At 66.0% G+C, this 15,505-nt stretch carries 26 protein-coding genes; 14 read left to right on the top strand and 12 right to left on the bottom strand.

Annotated elements, in window-relative coordinates; all coding sequences use genetic code 11:
• From HJG44_RS22140 to HJG44_RS22195, 11 genes are all read left to right on the top strand, one after another.
• Nucleotides 1-2,109, top strand: coding sequence for a hypothetical protein (locus HJG44_RS22140; protein ID WP_171220574.1), 2,109 nt, complete (start codon nt 1-3; stop codon nt 2,107-2,109).
• 13 nt (nt 2,110-2,122) lie between these two features.
• On the top strand, nt 2,123-2,419 hold the full coding sequence (locus tag HJG44_RS22145; RefSeq protein WP_171220575.1) for a hypothetical protein: 297 nt from the start codon (nt 2,123-2,125) through the stop codon (nt 2,417-2,419).
• Nucleotides 2,420-2,498: 79 nt separating this feature from the next.
• The gene (locus tag HJG44_RS22150) at nt 2,499-3,275 is read left to right on the top strand and encodes a class I SAM-dependent methyltransferase (RefSeq protein ID WP_171220576.1); all 777 of its coding nucleotides are present in this window, start codon (nt 2,499-2,501) and stop codon (nt 3,273-3,275) included.
• Nucleotides 3,276-3,474: 199 nt separating this feature from the next.
• A complete protein-coding gene (locus HJG44_RS22160) occupies nt 3,475-4,173 on the top strand; it encodes a peptidoglycan recognition protein family protein (protein WP_246736425.1) in 699 nt (232 codons plus the stop codon).
• Entirely contained in the window at nt 4,173-4,517 is a 345-nt protein-coding gene (locus HJG44_RS22165; protein ID WP_171220577.1) for a DUF3307 domain-containing protein, read from the top strand. Before HJG44_RS22160 ends, HJG44_RS22165 begins: the two co-directional genes overlap by 1 nt.
• Nucleotides 4,518-4,692: 175 nt before the next feature.
• Nucleotides 4,693-5,043, top strand: a complete 351-nt coding sequence (locus tag HJG44_RS22170) for a hypothetical protein (protein ID WP_171220578.1) — start codon at nt 4,693-4,695, stop codon at nt 5,041-5,043.
• A 12-nt stretch (nt 5,044-5,055) separates the two neighbouring features.
• Nucleotides 5,056-5,424 (top strand): hypothetical protein, encoded by a 369-nt coding sequence (locus HJG44_RS22175; RefSeq protein ID WP_171220579.1) that lies wholly within the window; start codon nt 5,056-5,058, stop codon nt 5,422-5,424.
• Nucleotides 5,425-5,483: 59 nt separating this feature from the next.
• Nucleotides 5,484-5,912 carry a hypothetical protein gene (locus HJG44_RS22180; protein ID WP_246736426.1) on the top strand — a complete coding sequence of 143 codons (429 nt, stop codon included), beginning with the start codon at nt 5,484-5,486 and terminating at the stop codon, nt 5,910-5,912.
• A 3-nt stretch (nt 5,913-5,915) separates the two neighbouring features.
• Entirely contained in the window at nt 5,916-6,218 is a 303-nt protein-coding gene (locus tag HJG44_RS22185; protein ID WP_171220580.1) for a hypothetical protein, read from the top strand.
• Nucleotides 6,219-6,263: 45 nt separating this feature from the next.
• Nucleotides 6,264-6,626 carry a hypothetical protein gene (locus tag HJG44_RS22190; RefSeq protein WP_171220581.1) on the top strand — a complete coding sequence of 121 codons (363 nt, stop codon included), beginning with the start codon at nt 6,264-6,266 and terminating at the stop codon, nt 6,624-6,626.
• A gap of 1 nt (nt 6,627) precedes the next feature.
• Complete coding sequence (locus HJG44_RS22195; RefSeq protein WP_171220582.1) at nt 6,628-8,094, top strand: hypothetical protein; 1,467 nt, start codon at nt 6,628-6,630, stop codon at nt 8,092-8,094.
• A 1-nt stretch (nt 8,095) separates the two neighbouring features.
• On the opposite strand, the gene HJG44_RS22200 is transcribed toward HJG44_RS22195, so the two are convergent.
• The 6 genes from HJG44_RS22200 to HJG44_RS22225 all read right to left on the bottom strand — a co-directional run bounded on the left by HJG44_RS22200 (nt 8,096) and on the right by HJG44_RS22225 (nt 10,429).
• Nucleotides 8,096-8,311, bottom strand: a complete 216-nt coding sequence (locus HJG44_RS22200; protein WP_171220583.1) for a hypothetical protein — start codon at nt 8,309-8,311, stop codon at nt 8,096-8,098.
• A gap of 103 nt (nt 8,312-8,414) precedes the next feature.
• Nucleotides 8,415-8,642 (bottom strand): hypothetical protein, encoded by a 228-nt coding sequence (locus HJG44_RS22205; RefSeq protein ID WP_171220584.1) that lies wholly within the window; start codon nt 8,640-8,642, stop codon nt 8,415-8,417.
• Nucleotides 8,642-9,085 carry a hypothetical protein gene (locus HJG44_RS22210; protein ID WP_171220585.1) on the bottom strand — a complete coding sequence of 148 codons (444 nt, stop codon included), beginning with the start codon at nt 9,083-9,085 and terminating at the stop codon, nt 8,642-8,644. Before HJG44_RS22210 ends, HJG44_RS22205 begins: the two co-directional genes overlap by 1 nt.
• The gene (locus tag HJG44_RS22215) at nt 9,085-9,750 is read right to left on the bottom strand and encodes a hypothetical protein (protein WP_171220586.1); all 666 of its coding nucleotides are present in this window, start codon (nt 9,748-9,750) and stop codon (nt 9,085-9,087) included. Before HJG44_RS22215 ends, HJG44_RS22210 begins: the two co-directional genes overlap by 1 nt.
• Nucleotides 9,747-10,100, bottom strand: coding sequence for a hypothetical protein (locus HJG44_RS22220; RefSeq protein WP_171220587.1), 354 nt, complete (start codon nt 10,098-10,100; stop codon nt 9,747-9,749). The genes HJG44_RS22215 and HJG44_RS22220 overlap by 4 nt, the downstream gene beginning before the upstream one ends.
• Nucleotides 10,101-10,105: 5 nt before the next feature.
• Nucleotides 10,106-10,429: a hypothetical protein gene (locus HJG44_RS22225; RefSeq protein WP_171220588.1), complete on the bottom strand. Its 324-nt coding sequence runs from the start codon at nt 10,427-10,429 to the stop codon at nt 10,106-10,108.
• A gap of 158 nt (nt 10,430-10,587) precedes the next feature.
• Between HJG44_RS22225 and HJG44_RS22230 the strand changes: the two genes are divergently transcribed.
• Nucleotides 10,588-11,250, top strand: coding sequence for an SOS response-associated peptidase (locus tag HJG44_RS22230; protein WP_171220589.1), 663 nt, complete (start codon nt 10,588-10,590; stop codon nt 11,248-11,250).
• Here the strand turns inward: HJG44_RS22230 and HJG44_RS22235 are convergent.
• Nucleotides 11,247-11,687 carry a hypothetical protein gene (locus tag HJG44_RS22235; RefSeq protein WP_171220590.1) on the bottom strand — a complete coding sequence of 147 codons (441 nt, stop codon included), beginning with the start codon at nt 11,685-11,687 and terminating at the stop codon, nt 11,247-11,249. The genes HJG44_RS22230 and HJG44_RS22235 overlap by 4 nt on opposite strands.
• Nucleotides 11,688-11,757: 70 nt before the next feature.
• Here HJG44_RS22235 and HJG44_RS22240 point away from each other — a divergent pair, with 70 nt between their 5' ends.
• Nucleotides 11,758-11,976: a hypothetical protein gene (locus tag HJG44_RS22240; RefSeq protein ID WP_171220591.1), complete on the top strand. Its 219-nt coding sequence runs from the start codon at nt 11,758-11,760 to the stop codon at nt 11,974-11,976.
• Nucleotides 11,977-12,041: 65 nt separating this feature from the next.
• On the opposite strand, the gene HJG44_RS22245 is transcribed toward HJG44_RS22240, so the two are convergent.
• The 4 genes from HJG44_RS22245 to HJG44_RS22260 all read right to left on the bottom strand — a co-directional run bounded on the left by HJG44_RS22245 (nt 12,042) and on the right by HJG44_RS22260 (nt 14,260).
• Nucleotides 12,042-12,272 carry a hypothetical protein gene (locus HJG44_RS22245; protein WP_171220592.1) on the bottom strand — a complete coding sequence of 77 codons (231 nt, stop codon included), beginning with the start codon at nt 12,270-12,272 and terminating at the stop codon, nt 12,042-12,044.
• Nucleotides 12,273-12,283: 11 nt separating this feature from the next.
• Nucleotides 12,284-13,483: an ATP-binding protein gene (locus HJG44_RS22250; RefSeq protein WP_171220593.1), complete on the bottom strand. Its 1,200-nt coding sequence runs from the start codon at nt 13,481-13,483 to the stop codon at nt 12,284-12,286.
• A 295-nt stretch (nt 13,484-13,778) separates the two neighbouring features.
• Nucleotides 13,779-14,054: a hypothetical protein gene (locus tag HJG44_RS22255; protein WP_210261284.1), complete on the bottom strand. Its 276-nt coding sequence runs from the start codon at nt 14,052-14,054 to the stop codon at nt 13,779-13,781.
• An 8-nt stretch (nt 14,055-14,062) separates the two neighbouring features.
• Complete coding sequence (locus HJG44_RS22260) at nt 14,063-14,260, bottom strand: hypothetical protein (protein ID WP_171220595.1); 198 nt, start codon at nt 14,258-14,260, stop codon at nt 14,063-14,065.
• Between the two features lie 124 nt (nt 14,261-14,384).
• Between HJG44_RS22260 and HJG44_RS22265 the strand changes: the two genes are divergently transcribed.
• On the top strand, nt 14,385-14,540 hold the full coding sequence (locus HJG44_RS22265) for a hypothetical protein (protein WP_171220596.1): 156 nt from the start codon (nt 14,385-14,387) through the stop codon (nt 14,538-14,540).
• 266 nt (nt 14,541-14,806) lie between these two features.
• On the opposite strand, the gene HJG44_RS22270 is transcribed toward HJG44_RS22265, so the two are convergent.
• Complete coding sequence (locus tag HJG44_RS22270) at nt 14,807-15,421, bottom strand: hypothetical protein (protein ID WP_171220597.1); 615 nt, start codon at nt 15,419-15,421, stop codon at nt 14,807-14,809.
• Between the last annotated feature and the right edge of the window lie 84 nt (nt 15,422-15,505).

Below are 15,505 nucleotides of genomic sequence, written 5' to 3' on the forward strand. Positions count from 1 at the left end.
ATGGCAAATCTGCAGAACGTCTCTCCGCAGCTCGATCCTGCGGCAAACTTCGCCCGGCTGAACGCCGCGATCGCCGAAGCTGCGAAGGTCTCGCAGAAGGCCGATCAGGCTGGGCTCAACCTGCTCGCGAGTCGCGTCGACACGAAGGCCGACAAATCCGGGCTGGATCTTGTGGCCTCGGTTGTGGCGAGCCGGCGCGTGGATGCAACGCGGTCACTGACCCGCCCAGGAGACGGGCCGCTTGCCTTTACGCTCGTCTCCTCGCCTGCAGACCTCGCAGGGGACGCGGCATCGCTGCCTGATCTGACCGCCCCGGTACTGACCTTCGGGGATGACGGGCGCGCCGTGCAGCTCTCGTCCCCGGCCATCGTCGGCATGCGGCGGGCGGTCCCGATCGAGCCGGACCGCGTATATCGGCTGCGGGCGGCATTCCGGCGCCGGGCAAACTCCGCCGACCCCTCGAATGATACCGTGAGGGTCGGGATCGTCTGGCTCAGCCAAGCGCACCTCGTCATCGGCACGACGGTCGTCCAGGACTTCACGGCGACCAATGTCAGCGATGGCCGCCGCCTCGTGCTCAAGACACTGGCGCGGGGCGGCGGGGAGGGTGTCGATCATGCGCCGCCGCCCGGCGGCGTCTACGCCCGCGCCTATGTCCAGAGCTACGGCTCGACGGGCCTGGTCAGCGTCGAGATCATCGACATCGAGGACGTCACAGACGCGACCTTGCTCCCGGCCATCTCGACCGATGCCATTGCCCGCATCGGTGCCCTCGAAAGCCATTCGCTGCCCGGCCGCGTGGCGAGCCTCGAGAGCGCGGTCAGCAACCCGCTCTCAAGGACTTTCGCCTCGATCAGCGATGCTGCGGCCGAGCATATCGATCCCGCTATTCAGACCGTCCATGTGCTCGGGAATGTGTCCGCTGGAGATGGGCGGGCCCACTGGTTCAAGCGTGTGGAAGAGGAGCCCGACGTCGGCCTCACCTTCACGGACCAGGACGGGCAAATCTGGGCGGAGACCGACCAGACGATAGACCCCGCCTTCCGGTTCTCCTCTGACGTCCAGGGGACCGAGCTCCTCGGGATCGATGGGCAGAGCTTCTTCGTGTACCGCGAGGCCACGACCCCTGCGCTTGCCGGTCGTAACGGCGTGGAGTCAGTCGGACGATTCCAGCTCAACGCCCAGTACACGGGCGGGAATTTCGGGCAGACGCGCAAGGCTCTGCACTCCTATGCAACGGCTGGCGCGAACACGAGCGACTTTATTTGGTCGTTTCTATCCGAACTCGACAACCACGCTGGCGGGACGACCGAGAACACCGCCGGATACTTCCAGGCTCGCAAACGTGGCCATGGCGCGACCTGGGCCCTCGTGGCGGAGGCCATGGACCTCACCGCTCAAGCCGACCCTGCCCGCGCCATGGTCGCGTTTGAGGTCGATGTCGTCGCCAACGGGACCGATGCACATTTTAATCGGATGGGGCTGCATATTGTGGCCCGCCGGCCCGCCGGGTCGACTGGCCCCGCGTGTGTCGCCGGGCATGGCATCAAGGTAGACAGCAGCACCGATACCAGCGCCGTATTTCGCTACGCCTATACAGCGGTCGGAAATATTGAGCGCGGCCTGGACTTATCAGGTGCGGACATCACTGAGTATGCGATTTCCTTGGCGGCCAACCAGAGGATCGCTGTCGAAGAAACTGGCGTCCGTCATCTAAGCTACGATCCTGACGCCGGTCTGCTGTACCACATCACGGACGATCTCATCGTCCGCATCGACAACAACGGGGCTGCCTATGTCGCCGCGGTGAAGTTCGAAAGTACCGGGCAGCGGCAGCTCTCCTACGAGGCCGGGGTCGGCCTTGTCTATCGGGTTCAGGATGACGGAGCACCTGCGCTGAGGGTCAATGATTTCGGCGACCTTTTCGCTGGCCGCGCCGTCATCTTCGGCGATAGCGGTCAGATACGTCTCAGCGGCACGACGAATGTCGGCGCGGCATCGGCTCTGCTGGCCGCAAACAAGCCGGGATCCAACCAAGCCGCCCCGGCCGTGTGGCTGGAGGGGGAAATCAACGGGACGCAGGTTTGGGTACCCGCGTGGGCTGGATAGAAACGGAAAGGACATGTCGATGCGCATCATTAATTTTGAGCAGAGTAAGGAGTTCGACGAGTTGACCGTCCTCAGAAGTCTCGTCGAGAACGCTGACCCGGCTAAGCCATATAATATCGGCAAGATCAGGCTCGCCATCCGAGTGCTCGACAAGCTCGCCAGCTCGAGCGTCACCTTGGAAGAGGAAGAGTGGCGCTTCGTGAACGAGCGCGTGCTGGAGACGACATGGGTGAAAGCCTCCCCGCTCATCGTGTCGTTCGTTGACAAGGTCGCGAATGCCGCTCATGTCGAACAGTGCAAGGCTGCTTAGGCCCGCCGATTATTGCCATAGCAAAGTTGCGTGGAGCCGGGGCCCGGGTTAGGCATCTGAGGGTCAGGAGCTGCCCGGAATGGCTTTTATTCCTCCGCTAGATACGTGGGTAACGTCACATTACGTCGGCGTGCCTACCGAGACAATAGAGGCCATCGGGAGCATCGAAGGTAAGCGCATCCTAGACGTTGGATGCGGTGATTTGTTGACCGCCTTTGGTCTTTTAAATCACGGCGCGGCGGAAGTAGTTGGCCTAGATATCAAAGACCTTCCGGAAATCCTGGTCGATGATACCGTCAAGCGCCTTGCCGCGAGTGGTTATGAAGATGCGAGGTTCGACAGGCCTAGGCTGACGCCTTTGACCTTCGACGGTAGGCATATCCCGTTCGATGATAGCAGCTTCGATGTCGTCTTCTCTTGGGGCGTGTTTGAGCATGTAGTCGGGGTTCGACAACTCTTGACCGAGATGCGGCGCGTGATGAAGCCGGATGGGGTGTGTTTCATCAAGGTCTTCCCGTGGTTCCATTCCTTCTACGGGAGTCATTTGGCCGACTTCATCCAGGAGCCATTCGCGCATCTAAAATACGATCACCCAACCTTACTCCGTATGGTGACGAGCTACCTTGACGAGCATCCGGAGCATGATCGCAACCTAATTCTGAACCATGTCTGGCCCGAGTTCCTCACGCTGAACAAGTATTCAGCAAACATGTTCTATGACGATGTTAGGGCTTGCGGGTTTTCGAGTGCCGTATGGAAGCTGATAAGCTACGCGCACGATCTTAGTCATGCTCCAGATGGGTACAGCTTGTCCGACCTGATGATCGCGGGTAGCGAAGTAATCCTGCGGAAGTAGCCTCAGGACTGCACGCGCCGGCAGCGTGCTCATGGTCCGCGAGGCCTGAAGCCCACGGACTCTCGCCCGCCTCGCTAGCCGCCCGTCCTGACGCGGGCTGACCACCTCTTACCGCCCACCCACGACGCCGTCCTGACCCGCTGCGGCGCACCCGCGGCGCGTGAGGGCGCGTGCGTGTGCCCGATCCATGGAGACGACGATGACGAATGCGGAGATCCAGTCCGCGCTGAACGCGCTCGGCTATGATGTCGGCCCGCGCGGGGCAGATGGGGACCTCGGTGGGCCGAAAAGCGCCACCCGGAAGGCTGTCAAGCGATTCCAGAAGGACTACGGCCTCGCCGTCGACGGCAAGCCCGGTCCGGTGACGCAGGAGGCGCTGCGGCTCGCGCTCGCGGGCAAGGCCGCTCCCGCCCCGAAAAAGGCCGCCACGCGGCGCGTGGACACGCTCGTCGTCCACTGCACGGCCTCGCCGGATGGAACCGACCTCACGGTCAAGCAGATCGACGCGATGCACCGCGCCCAGGGCTGGGCGCAGATCGGCTACCACTACGTCATCCGGCTCGACGGGACGGTCGAGCCGGGCCGGCCGGAGAGCGTCGTCGGCGCGCATGTGGCCGGGCACAACACCGGCTCGATCGGCATCTCCTATGTCGGCGGGCTCGAGCGGAAGACCCTGAAGCCCAAGGACACGCGCACCCCGGCGCAGAAGGCCGCGATCGAGCGCCTGCTTGCCGATCTCGTCTCGCGCTACCCGATCACGCGTATCCTCGGGCACCGGGACTTCTCGCCAGACAAGGACGGGGACGGCCTGATCGAGCCCCGCGAGTGGATCAAGGTCTGCCCCTGCTACGATGCCGGGCCGGAGCACACGCATCTCCTCCGCAAGAGGGCTGCGTGATGGATCTCGTTGCTACGCTGGCCTTGCTCCTCGTGGGGCACGCGCTAGCCGACTACCCCTTGCAGGGTGACTGGCTAAGCAAGGCGAAGAACCACACCCTCTCCCTGGTACCGGGAGAAGCGATCTGGCCCGGCGCTCTCGCGTGTCATGCCGCTATCCATGGAGGTGCAGTCGGGCTTGCGACAGGCTCGGTCGTGCTGGGGGCCGCCGAAGCCATCATGCACGCTGGAATCGATTACGCGAAGTGTGCCGGGCGCATCTCATACAATCTCGATCAGTCCCTACACATCGCATGCAAGCTCGTCTGGGTGTCGGTCCTGATCCTAGACGGACCATTGCCCTGATTTGCTCTCGCGAGGCCATGTGGCGCGAATAAGGGGCTCCAGTAGCCCGGCCGATCCAGTGCCCCCGAAAGACCCGTAGGCCCGAGAAGGCCGGTGAAAGCTGGTAGCGGCCGGCTCGCGAGAACACGTCCACCGCCGCCCGGCGGCTCCGGGCACATCCCGAAAGGCACCTCACATGATCCGAGCGATCCTCGCTGCGGGCGCGCTGTCCTGCGCGCTCGCCCTAGGCGGCTGCGTGACCGCCACGGCGCCGACCGGCCCCGACATCGCGGCTCCGGTTCCGCCCAGCCGCGCCGATGCGGCTGTGGCCAAGGCCTCGGGCGAACTGGTGCGCTATTGCGGCCTCACCCGCATGGCCCTCACCGCGGTCGGGATCTTCGCCTCGCCGAAGGTGCAGGACGCTGCGGCCTATGCCGGTGCCGTCGTCAACACGGTCTGCGACCAGCCGCCCGGCGACGTCCGCTCCGCCCTCGACACGATCGGCCGCGCCTATTCGGCCGTGGTGACCGCGCAGGCGGCGGACTGAGGAGAGACATCCATGTCCAGCAACACCATCGCCGCCGCCGTCTCCGATGCCGTCAAGGGCGCGGTCAAGGACGCGATCCAGGACCCAACGGTCCCGGTGGCATCCGAGCTGCCGAGCGTCGCGGCGGCCCGGATCGCAGAGGCCGTCACGCCCGAGGTCAAGGCGGTCGTGGCGCACGCGACCAACAACGAGCCCTGGCACCAGAGCCGGGTCGCGCTGGGCTCGATCGGCACCATCGTGTCGAGCGGCTTCGGTCTCTATGCGCTCTGGGCATCCGGCGTGACGAACGGCGAGCTCTATGCGCCGCTGATCACGGCGATGATCGGCGCCGCGATCGCCCTCTATGGGCGCTTCGTCGCCACCAAGCCGCTCGGGGCCTGACGCGCGTGTACTACGCGGCCCCTGGCCCCTACAGCGTCCATCGCCAATTCGAGTGGGCGATGGCGGTCATGATGGTGCTGATCAGCATCACCTTGGCGTTGCCGGGGGATACGCTGGAGCGGGCAGCTCTCCGGGGCCTATCCGATGTAGGCTTCACCGAGAGCAACATGGCGGCGATCTTCGGGGCCATAGGGGCACTGCGCGGCTTTGCGCTCTGGGCCAACGGCAACATCAACCACGGCCGGATCACGCCCCAGGGCGCCATGATCCGCGCCTGGTGCTGCGTCGTCGGCGCCGTGATCTGGGGACAGATGACGCTCGCGCTGTTCCGGGACGCCTTTTATGCCAACGCGCCCTCGCTCGGGATCCCGCTCTTCGGGACCCTGACCATGTTCGAGCTCCTGTCGGCCTACAGGGCCCGCCACGATGCCGTGCAGCGCCGGTCCCATCTCGGCCGCCATCTCGACGCCCTTGCGAACCGGAGTTGACTGGTGGGGGAGCTTATCGGGGTGCTGAAGGCGTTCGACAATTTCCCGATCGTCCAGGCTGCGGTTGGCGCCGTGATCCTTTTTGCCGGGATCTATCTCGTGGTCCGGGCGGGCAAGGACGGCCGATCCGGTCCTCCGCCGGCACCGGGGACGATCGCCGATACCAACCTGGCTGCCTTCGCCGGTCCCGCCGCCGTGATCGAGCACCTGCGCGAGATCAGGCACAACACGGCCGAGACAGCTGAGACGCTGCAGCGGATCGAGCGCCAGCAGCTCCTGGACAGTCCGCGTCGCGACCCGCGCTGACACCCCCGCCTGCTCCGGCGGGCTTCGATCACCTGGAGATCTGACATGCGCGGCTTCTTCGAAGCGCAATATCCATACTCAGGCAACCGTGGATCCTTCGCACCGGCCGTCGCCGACTATGTCGAGGACGTGGTGCTCGCCGCGGACACGCTCGTGCGCGTCCCGATCCCGGCCGGGGCGCGCTTTGCGCTGTTCTCCTTCGACGGCGATTTCAGGCTGAGGCTCGGCGTGTCGAACACGACCTTCGCGCTGCCCTCGGCCACTTCGACGAATGGGACCGGCAGCATCCTGAATCCCGCGGCCCGGCGCATCCCTGAGACGCTCGGGGATGGCACGACCGTTCCGACGCATCTCTGCCTGCGCGCGCCTGCGGCCTGCAAGGGATCCATCGAGTTTTACGGGGGCTGAGATGCTGCGGAACGTCTTCTCGGGCCGTGCGGGTGGTGGCGGCTCCGGCTCCGGCTCGTCCTCCGGACCCGCACCCTATCTCGGCCAGGTCGCGACGCGGTGCATGCTGCCGAACAACCACCTGACCGGCGCCGGTCGCTGGCAAGGGACGACCTCGCCGCACTACTTCCGCTCTGCCGTGCGGAGCGGGCTGAAGGTGGTCCTCCCGAACCTCCGCGTCGGCTCTGGCCAGAACGAGCAGTCATTCGGACCGACTGACTTCAAGATGTCCTTCCGCCGGCTGCGGGACGGTGCGGTCGTGTCGAACGCCGAAGGGGGCTTCGTGACCGCAGCGGCAGGCGGCGCGGCGGTCCTCAGCTTCCCGACGATCACCGATATCCGAAAGGGCGATCTGCTTCTGGCCAACGTGCTCCAGAGGAGCGACAGCGCGGTCTGCTTCCGGCAGCACCAATCGAACTACGTCGCCTCGCCCTACGACGGCTGGGAAAGCGGCACGGGCACGATCGTCGATAAGATCGATGCCGGTACGGCCTACAACGCCAACGTCATCACCTACACGCCCTTCCTCATTCTGACGGACACGACCGAGCCCTCGGCGCTACTCTTCGGGACGAGCCTCGAGGAAGGCGGGACGGAGGGCATCACGGACGGGAGCTACGATGTCGGCTTTATCGCTCGCACGCTCGGCTCGCACCACGGCTACTCCTCGCTGGCGACATCCGGCTCTCTTCTCGCGCAATACCTCTCCGCGACCCGCACGTTCAGCGATCAGGTCGCGCGAGGCCTCGTGCCCGGGGTTGCGACCGGCGTTCCGTATCACTCCCGCGGCATCAACATGCATGGCACGAACGATATCGGGGGCGGGGGTGACAGCGCGGCGACTCTGGCAGGCCGAAGAGCAGCACTCGCGGCCCGCTATCCCGACCTCCCGATGATCGGCTGCACGCTGCCCTGTTACAACCAATCGTCGGACTTATGGACATCAACGGCGGGTCAGGCGGACGGGACGAACAATCCGAAGGTGCTCGACTTCAACGATTTGGTTCGGGCGGGCATCGCCGGCGAGATCGGTTGCTGGGATGTCGCCGACGCGATCGATCCGCTGCGTCTCGGGCGCTGGCCGGTCGACCGCGATCCTGCCGCAGCCAGCTACCGTAACATCGTCACCGGATTGACGGGCTCCAGCTCGGGCAACACCGTCACCATCACGGCCGGTGGGTTCGGCAGCCTGAAGAAGGGCGATACGATCGTCGGCACGGGATTTGAACCCGGAACGGTCATCACCGCCCTTGGAACCTATAACGGCACGACTGGGACTGTGACGGTGAACAAGGCCAAGACAGTGGCGAGCACGACCATTCGCACGGGCGGCTTCGCCACCAACGACGGTCTCCACCAGACCTCAGCGATCTCTGAGCTGGTACGCGCCCGCCGCGGCGGCGAGCTGCTGGCCCTGATGCGGCCTTAGCTCACCACTGGCAATCCTCCCACGATTTCACGATCTCGGGCTTGGTCATCGCCCGGTACTCCCACGTCCCCTGCGGCGTCCTGCGCCGCATGACGATGCCGCCGCGAGGCGATCGGGTCCCGTCTGCATAGGTGACCCGCTGCCAGGGCCAGAGCGGGCAGGGCTCCCACCCATCATCCCCCTGCAACCAGCGTCGCCAGCGCGTCGATCGCAGCATGTCGTGACAATGCACCCGACCTGATGTCGCACCTCGGCGAGGTCGGCCCGGTCCGATAGATTACGCGCCCCGCTCGGCTTCGGCCGGGCGGGGTTTTCGCGTTTTAGGGCCCGGCCTTGCGCCGCGCGACCTCCTTCTCGATCGAGCGCAGGATCAGAGCGACCCGGCTCTCGCCGTCCTTCCGAGCGGCGTCCAGGGCCGCGGCGAGGTCAGGCGGGATGTCGAGGCGCACGGTCGCGTAGCCTTCGGCCGCGAGCCGCCTGCGCCGGGCCTGCTGCGCGGCCGCGGAGCCGAGCTCTGGCGGGTATTTGCGGGGTCGTCCGCCGGGCATCACCCTTTTCCCTCGATCCAGGCCCACGCCAGGCATCGCTCGAAATCCCCAAGCCAGTGCGCGGCGTCGGGGTCACGACCGAGCCCCGGATAGAGCCGCACCGCGCACCATGGTGGCTCTGGCGCCTCGCCGACGGCGACGCCCCCAGCTGGAGCCGGCTTGCTCAGCTCCTGCCACAATCGGGTTGACGATCTCCCGCTCGGCGCGACGGCGACCGTCGCAAGCGGCCCGGCGGTCTCGCTTTCGACCGTCGCGAGGAGGGCTCCACCCGCGGCCGTGCCGGTCAGCCGGTACCCGGGCAGGACCTCGACAGGCAGTCCCGCCAGCATCTCGGATATCTGCTGTCTGAGCGTGGTCACGACCGCATCGCTCACCTCGTCGCGATAGGAGCGACGACCATGGCCGGTGTCGAGGGTGAGGTGCCAGAGATAGCGGTCGGTCATCAGACCAGGACCCGGTGCCTGATCTTGTCGTGGATGCGATCAAGCACGGCCCGCTGCTTGTCGCTGAGGCGCATCGAGCCTCCGGCTGCCAGCCAGCGATCGCAGATGTCCGCCGCAAAGCGCCGCTCCCATGCGGTCAATTCCGGCGCGCGGAGGGCCACCGCGTTGCCGACTGCATCGATGATGCCGGCGAGATCGCGGTCGCCCGAGGCGGCCTCGGCGATCCTCCGGGCCGCCACCGCCACCGCCTCAGCCCTGTGGCTGGCCTCGCGGCGGGCGGACTCCTGCTCCTTGGCAATGGTCATCTGCTTGATCCGGGGCAGGATCGCACGCAGGCTGCGCCAACTCGCGGCCGGGACAGACCAGTAGCCTGGTGTCTGGTCGTATCTGTGCCGGCGGATCGGCTTGGCTCCGGGGAGGCGTCGGATCAGGTCTTCGCCCGGGCCGACGTGGAGCCAGAATTTCTCGCTCCCCCTGTCCGGCGGGAGGCACCAGTAGCGTGCCCAGCCCCCGGCGGGCGCGCTGGGGCGGCGCGAGGAATCCCAATGCGCCGCCTCGATAGGCCGCACCGGGCGACCGTCGAGGCTGATCCACTCGGACCAGTCCTCAAAGTACGCGGCATCCGCCTCGCGCTGGGCCGCGTGGATAGTGGGGGCGGTCATCATGGGATGCCATCCAGCTCGGCTGCAAGGGCGCGTTGCGCAGGGCTGAGGTGGTCGCCTCGCTCCAGTCGTCGATCCGCGTGGCGGCGGGCCGCGTTACGCGCGTCGGTTTTGAACTGGCTCAGGCGGAAGATGTGACGTTCGGGATAATCTGTACCGTGGATCGCGTCGAGGATGGCCGCGGCGGCGAGATACCGATTCCTTTCTTTATCTATCAGTGATCCCGGTCCGTCGGGGCGGTCGGCATAATCGAAGATGTAACGTCCCGCCGCCTCGGCCTCCTCGGACATGATCCGGGCCAGCCCTTGGCACACGAGGACGAGCTGATCGTCGTTGAGCGTAAGGGTGGTCATGGCCGTCATCCCGCCACGATGACGCGAGTGACGATGCGGTCGGCGATGACGGCATCGTAGACGTAGGTCCGGGACGCATCGCGGTTGTCGATCCACCAGTTGGCGCTCGTCTCGGTCGTGAGCTTGGCCATGGCCGCATCATACCGCGCGAGCCGCGCCCGCTCCTTGTCCCCATTCTCGCCCTTGAGCAGGCGGGCGACCGTCCGCATCGCTTCGACCTTCTTCTGGGGATACACGCGCTCGGCTTCGGCCAGGGCGGCGGCCCGTATCTCCTCGGCCCATGCGATCTGCTTGGGCGTGCCGGCGAGCGGCGGAAGGGTCTGGGTCATCGCTCTCATCCCGCCCTCGTGAGCCTGGGGCGCGGCGTCAGCATCGGCTGACCCTTGTTTTATGACACGTCACGAAACGTGCGTCAAGCGCTTTCCGCTCCGCGACGGGCTGTTCTGGGCGGCTCGACAGAGGATCGCGAGCCGCTAAGCTCGCCTGGATGTGCAACCTCTACAGCGTCACGACCAATCAGGAGGCGATCCGCGGCCTATTCCGAGTCGGCCGCGACCTGACCGGCAATCTGCCGTGGCTCCCGGCGGTCTTTCCGGACTACGCGGCGCCGATCGTGCGCAGCGGCCAGGACGGCGACCGCGAGCTCGTCATGGCGCGCTGGGGCATGCCGTCGCCTGTCTTTGCCCTCAAGGGGCGGAAGACCGATCCCGGCGTCACCAACATCCGCAACACCACGTCGCCGCACTGGCGGCGCTGGCTCGGCGAGGGCTGCCGCTGCCTGGTGCCCATGACGAGCTTCTCTGAGTTCAACAGGAGCGAGGGCGGCGATATCTGGTTCGCCTTGAGCGAGGAGCGGCCCCTGACGGCTTTCGCGGGCATCTGGACGCCGCAATGGCGCTCTGTCCGGAAGCTCAAGGAGGGCGAGGTCACCTGCGATCTCTACGGCTTCCTCACAACCTCGCCGAACGCGGAGGTCGCCTCGATCCACCCCAAGGCGATGCCGGTGATCCTGACCACGCCCGAGGAGTGGGACGTCTGGCTCCGGGCGCCGTGGCCTGAGGCCAAGGCGCTGCAGCGGCCTCTCCCGGATGGCTCGCTCCATATCGTCGCGCGAGGCGCCAAGAAGGATGAGCGGGCCGCCGCGGTTTAGCGCTCCCGTCTCGCGATCTCATCGAGTACCATCTGGCGGTCGAGCTTGATCCGCCGCTCCGTCGCCTCCATCGAGAGCTTCATGCCCTCGCCGGTTTCCCAGAGGCGCGTGCGTTCCTCACATGCGGCGTTCCCGGCGAAGATAGTCGCACGATTGTCAGGAGCGAGGGCCAGGAGCGCGCGATAAGCTGCCTCGCAAGCCGCCTTCGCCTCCTCCCTTGTCCCGGCGAGTCCGCTCCGGGGATACGAGAGGTCTTGCACCATTCCGCGGCCGTAGGCCGGCATCGACCAGCCCCAGACGCCATTCATGGTCCCGACCCTGCCAAGACCGACCGTCCCGACCTGCAGATGATCGTCGAAGAGCTCGCCTTCGTCCGGAATGGGCTTGCCCGTGTGCGGGTGCCGCGCTGCGCGCCAAGTTAGAATCGGTTCGTCCATTCCGTGAACATAGTGGGAACGCGGCAGGAGTCATGGTGACGCCACGCCGCTCTCCGGCCTATCCTGCGGCATGCCGCGCTCATCCGTCCCCATCATCCCGCCCCACACGCCGGACGACATGGTGCTGGCGATCGAGGCCTTGCGGGAACGGGCCGAGGCGGACGGGCAGGGGACGCTCGCCTATCTGCTCCTCTGTGCTCAGATCGAGGCGGAGGCGGTCTCCAAGCGGGCCCGCATAGCGGAGGAGGAGCGCAGGGCCGGCCCGGACGAGATCTGGCGGCCGGGGTAGGTCAGGCCGCTCGCCGCATGCGGCGCGACCCCTCAATTCCCGGCAGACACCCACCGCCACCAGAGCTACCGCCTAGGCGCGCCGCGGAACTGCAGTGGGATTCCGTTCAGCTTCTGATCTGTCGAGAGATCGGAGGGCAGAACAGCCTTTGTCAGCTCCATGTCGAATGCCAACTGGGCATGGTGCGCCCTTGCGTCGTCTTCAAACTCGAGGACGAGCTTGCAGCCCTTGAGGTTGTGCCGCTCCAGCCACTGACCGATCGCCAGTGTCGCCGTGTGCATCTCGCTTTTCGTCATTTCCGTACTCCTTACCGGGTCTTAGCCGCCCGTGGCTTCGCGTCACGGGTCACGGCTGCGTCACGTGATGCGTGACGGCGTCTTTCTCGATACCGCCTAGCGCGCTCAGCCTCTGAGAGCGGGGCGTCACGTGACGCGTCACGTGCGCTGTCACCCAGGGCAGCGGCCATCGTGCGCTGGAATTCGGCGAGTGCGCGGCGTGCCTGTTCGAATCCGATGACGATGCCGGCGCGCTGACCATCGGCGAAACCGTGATCGTATTCGCGCTGCCGAGCCTCCGCAACTCGGGCCGGTTTGCCCAGGGTGGCCTTCACCTCCGGAGCGGGGTCCGGGCTTGTAGCGAGCGCCGCTTTCAGCGCCTCCACATCGATCGCCGGGAGCCCTGCCGCGCCGATCTCGTCATCGGCGCCGGGTCGGCTGGAATCGAACGTGCGAAGCGGCGGAAAACCTATGCGCTTTAGGAGGTCGATCTCGGGCGACCAGACCCAGCCCTCGCCGGTCCCGAGCGTCGGCAGAGATGCGACGATCTCGGCTCCGGTCTTCTTGTCCGCCTGATCCGCGATCCATTCCTCGACCGCCTTCCGGTCCTGCGGAGCAACGAGCCGGAGCGCGATCATCGTCTCGACCTGGGTGAGGCTGTCCTTGTGGAGCTTCGCCGGCCGTTGAGAGATGAGCGTGATCCGCAGCCCGCGGGATCGGCCGAGCGAGACGAGGTTGTTCGCGGCATGGACCATGTTCGCGGATTGCGGGTCCGCCACGCGGCCCTGTGGCGCGAACAGGTGCGCCTCGTCCACGACGACGTGTAGCGTGCCTCGGTTCTCCCGAACGAGTGCGTTCCCGAACTCGGTGAAGAAGCGCGTCCGCTCGCCAACCTGCATCTGTGACGTGTCGAGCACGACCGGCGTGCTGGATCGCCCGACGATCTCGGCGATGCGGGCGCCCTGGTCCGCCGCGAGTGGCAAATACGCATGCCGGCCGCCGAAGATGACGATATCGAGTCCGGACGAGCTCTTGCCGTCAGCCTTGAGTCGCAGCCCCCACCACACACCGGTTGGATCGATGATGCAGGCCCGCTCGCCACGCATCAGCAGCCGCTCCACGATTCCCTTGGACGTGGTGGTTTTGCCGGATCCGGTCTTGCCGAGGATCGCGATGTGCTTCTCGATGGCCTCGTCCGGAATGGGATGCTCGATCTTTGCGGGCCGGCTCATACCCCCTCCTTCTCTCGTCCTTGAGACGCGCGGGCGGTCACGACGCGCGGGTTCCACCACCGGCTCTTCGCTTTAGAGATGTGAGGCGGGTCGAACGCCATCCAAAAGCGAGGGATGTCCTCACGGAACCCGCCGTGACCGAAGCCGGTATCGAACGGGGTCTCCCATGGGAACCTGGGGCGACCTGTCCATGCGAGGACGTGCGGCTCCCCCGGCTTGCCGTCCTGAAAGTCGCACCACGCGAGAAACGGCGTCCCATCCTTCGGCGCCGTGCTGATGTCCTGCCACTCCATCTCTATCCTCCTGCACGGGGCGGGACGCGGGCGGGTTGCGGCGCCCATTCATCTAGGCCCCCTTCGCCGATGCGGATCTTCCGATAGAGGGGCGCACCCGCGCGAACCGCCAGCGCGTGTTCCGGCTCATCCGCATCGACCGCGCGCCAGCCGAAAAGACGGACCTGGTATTCGGTCGTACCTAGCGCCGCCGCAGCCGCCTTCAGATTGCAGGCCGCGACAAGCGCCTCGTCGCGGCCGTTCAGATTGTCTACGTGGTAGACGCGGATGCGCGCCAAGGTCGTCATCAGAGCGCCCCGCCTATGACCTTGGCCACCTTGAACGTGCCGGCGCTGGCCCCCTCCTCTTCCATGATCGACAGATCGAAGCGCTGCCCGTTCAGCGCATTACGCACCAGCGCAAGCGCGTCCCGGTCGGAGACGGGTTTGTCGAACACGACGCGGAGACTGACGTAGCGGGTCTTGCTCATCTTCTTGGCGGCCATCTGCTTGTCTCCGTAACCCATATGCGTTATGTAAGGCATATGCGTTATCGTGGTCAATAGGGCATATGCGAAATTGTTGACGGAGATCGCCTCACCGGATAGCCGGCCTCGTGTGGGACGTAAGATGCTCTGGCCCGAGAAGATGGTCGCCGCGCTGCCGAAGGGCACGTTCGCGCGGATGGTGGCCGTCTTGCGCCCGGATGAGGACAAGACCGCCTTCATCCGCGAAGCCGTCGAAGCCGAACTCGCCCGCCGCGAGAAAGCCAAGCCGAAAGCCTGACCCTCGCCCTCACGTCCGATCTCCACTTGGCTGCGGGGGAGGGGAGGCGAGATCAAGAAGCGCACGACCTGCGGCGGTCGCTCCCCATGCTCCATCGTGCTCAACGGCGCGAAGCTTCCGCAGCCGGCCGAGCCGGTAACTGACCGCGCCTCGCTCCCATCCGAGTTGCCGGGCAAGCCAGATCGCGGACGCGCCGTTCGTGGCCGCCAAGGTCCGCAGCACCAGCATGTCCAGGTCGATTGCGTTTCGTTGGGTCGTGCTGACGCTCATCCCCACCTCCCGAGAGAGCGGGGGAGGGGTGCTTCGAAACGCTCCCGCCATTCCGCTGCAAACTTGAGCAAGATGGGATGGATGGCCGGGCCGTTCTTCAGTCCGTCCAAGGCCTGCCCGACCAAGTACCGGAAGACATTCTCGCGATCGTCAGGACGATAGGCCGGGCCCACGTTCGCGTTCGCCCGGTAGCCGGCCTGTTCCAACACTTTGACGATAGTGTCGCTGTCCACGCGGACGCCGACTCGGTCGGAGCACGGCTGGAGCCGGCAGAGCCAGTCCAGAAGCGCGACGTGGTCGGCGGGGTGGATGGACGCGAGTTCGTGGACGAGCGCATCGTGACGTTCCTGAAGCTCCTCGACCTCCGCCGCACTCCGGGCTGCCGCAGCACGGCCCTCTGGCGACTGTCGGTAGGCTTCGTCCTGTCGGTCGCTTTCAGCCCGCCATTGCCGAACGATCTCGGCAGAGTCAGAGCTGCCGCACGCTCGGATATCGATACCGTTGAAGGTCGCCCACGCTTCGCCATCTGCCGAAGCCCTTGCGGCCTCGACCAGTAGCGTTGCGGCGTGGTCGATGTGTGTCCCGGGCGGGATCCAGATAGGCCCGCTCATGCCCGGCCTCCCCGAGAACGGGACGGGAGGAACGGAGCGAGATTCGGCGTGTCAGAAACGTGCCGGAATAGGCGCAGGTTCTTG

The sequence above is a fragment of the Enterovirga aerilata genome (assembly GCF_013044135.1).
GTDB classification, from domain to species: domain Bacteria; phylum Pseudomonadota; class Alphaproteobacteria; order Rhizobiales; family Beijerinckiaceae; genus Enterovirga; species Enterovirga aerilata.

Bases quoted from the DNA above. Each gene is read 5' to 3' on its own strand.
- HJG44_RS22150 (WP_171220576.1), top strand. From the start codon at position 2,499: ATGGCTTTTATTCCTCCGCTAGATACGTGGGTAACGTCACATTACGTC.
- HJG44_RS22260 (WP_171220595.1), bottom strand. From the start codon at position 14,260: ATGGCCGCCAAGAAGATGAGCAAGACCCGCTACGTCAGTCTCCGCGTC.
- HJG44_RS22230 (WP_171220589.1), top strand. From the start codon at position 10,588: ATGTGCAACCTCTACAGCGTCACGACCAATCAGGAGGCGATCCGCGGC.
- HJG44_RS22250 (WP_171220593.1), bottom strand. From the start codon at position 13,483: ATGAGCCGGCCCGCAAAGATCGAGCATCCCATTCCGGACGAGGCCATC.
- HJG44_RS22265 (WP_171220596.1), top strand. From the start codon at position 14,385: ATGCTCTGGCCCGAGAAGATGGTCGCCGCGCTGCCGAAGGGCACGTTC.
- HJG44_RS22170 (WP_171220578.1), top strand. From the start codon at position 4,693: ATGATCCGAGCGATCCTCGCTGCGGGCGCGCTGTCCTGCGCGCTCGCC.
- HJG44_RS22225 (WP_171220588.1), bottom strand. From the start codon at position 10,429: ATGACCCAGACCCTTCCGCCGCTCGCCGGCACGCCCAAGCAGATCGCA.
- HJG44_RS22270 (WP_171220597.1), bottom strand. From the start codon at position 15,421: ATGAGCGGGCCTATCTGGATCCCGCCCGGGACACACATCGACCACGCC.
- HJG44_RS22240 (WP_171220591.1), top strand. From the start codon at position 11,758: ATGCCGCGCTCATCCGTCCCCATCATCCCGCCCCACACGCCGGACGAC.
- HJG44_RS22200 (WP_171220583.1), bottom strand. From the start codon at position 8,311: ATGCTGCGATCGACGCGCTGGCGACGCTGGTTGCAGGGGGATGATGGG.
- HJG44_RS22160 (WP_246736425.1), top strand. From the start codon at position 3,475: ATGACGAATGCGGAGATCCAGTCCGCGCTGAACGCGCTCGGCTATGAT.
- HJG44_RS22220 (WP_171220587.1), bottom strand. From the start codon at position 10,100: ATGACCACCCTTACGCTCAACGACGATCAGCTCGTCCTCGTGTGCCAA.
- HJG44_RS22180 (WP_246736426.1), top strand. From the start codon at position 5,484: ATGGCGGTCATGATGGTGCTGATCAGCATCACCTTGGCGTTGCCGGGG.
- HJG44_RS22190 (WP_171220581.1), top strand. From the start codon at position 6,264: ATGCGCGGCTTCTTCGAAGCGCAATATCCATACTCAGGCAACCGTGGA.
- HJG44_RS22205 (WP_171220584.1), bottom strand. From the start codon at position 8,642: ATGCCCGGCGGACGACCCCGCAAATACCCGCCAGAGCTCGGCTCCGCG.
- HJG44_RS22165 (WP_171220577.1), top strand. From the start codon at position 4,173: ATGGATCTCGTTGCTACGCTGGCCTTGCTCCTCGTGGGGCACGCGCTA.
- HJG44_RS22245 (WP_171220592.1), bottom strand. From the start codon at position 12,272: ATGACGAAAAGCGAGATGCACACGGCGACACTGGCGATCGGTCAGTGG.
- HJG44_RS22210 (WP_171220585.1), bottom strand. From the start codon at position 9,085: ATGACCGACCGCTATCTCTGGCACCTCACCCTCGACACCGGCCATGGT.
- HJG44_RS22175 (WP_171220579.1), top strand. From the start codon at position 5,056: ATGTCCAGCAACACCATCGCCGCCGCCGTCTCCGATGCCGTCAAGGGC.
- HJG44_RS22235 (WP_171220590.1), bottom strand. From the start codon at position 11,687: ATGGACGAACCGATTCTAACTTGGCGCGCAGCGCGGCACCCGCACACG.
- HJG44_RS22140 (WP_171220574.1), top strand. From the start codon at position 1: ATGGCAAATCTGCAGAACGTCTCTCCGCAGCTCGATCCTGCGGCAAAC.
- HJG44_RS22215 (WP_171220586.1), bottom strand. From the start codon at position 9,750: ATGATGACCGCCCCCACTATCCACGCGGCCCAGCGCGAGGCGGATGCC.
- HJG44_RS22195 (WP_171220582.1), top strand. From the start codon at position 6,628: ATGCTGCGGAACGTCTTCTCGGGCCGTGCGGGTGGTGGCGGCTCCGGC.
- HJG44_RS22145 (WP_171220575.1), top strand. From the start codon at position 2,123: ATGTCGATGCGCATCATTAATTTTGAGCAGAGTAAGGAGTTCGACGAG.